1 pseudogene is annotated in these 644 nt (G+C 40.4%); it reads right to left on the reverse strand.

Going from position 1 to position 644, the window contains the following annotated elements:
• Nucleotides 1-644: pseudogene (locus HLH16_RS15070) on the reverse strand (IS3-like element ISAba19 family transposase); the annotation flags it as partial.

The raw sequence follows: 644 nt of genomic DNA on the forward strand, positions 1-644 counted from the left end.
ACATAACCCAGTGCACTGTGTACACGCTTTTTATTGAACCAATCTACCCAGTTTAGTGTCGCAAGTTGTACATCTGCTAAACCTTGCCAATCTGCTTTTAAATATTCAATCACCTCTGTTTTGTATAAGCCATTCACCGTTTCAGCCAGAGCATTATCGTATGAATCACCAGTTGTACCGACTGATGCTCGTAAATTTGCAGCTTCTAAACGATTGGTATAGCGAATAGAAAGATATTGAACACCTCTATCGGAATGATGAATCACATTCTTTGGCATGCCTCGATCGTGCAATGCTTGCTCCAATGCATCGAGCACCATATCTGTATTCATCCGTGTAGATACTTTCCATCCAACAATTGCTCGTGAGAACACATCAATAACAAATGCGGTATATACCCAGCCTGAATGAGTTTGAATATAGGTAAAGTCACCCACCCATAGTTGGTTTGGATGATCAGCATTAAAATTACGTTTCACTAAATCATCTGCCCGTTTTTGGTCATCTCGGTTACGGGTGGTTTGTTTATTCTTACCACGCCAAACACCTTGTATACCTAGCTTTTGCATCAATCGAGCAACTGTACAACGTGCAATAACATAACCCTCACGTTTTAATTTTTGCCAGACTTTACGTACACCATA

This window comes from Acinetobacter sp. ANC 5378, from assembly GCF_013004315.1.
In the GTDB taxonomy this organism is placed as follows: Bacteria; Pseudomonadota; Gammaproteobacteria; order Pseudomonadales; family Moraxellaceae; genus Acinetobacter.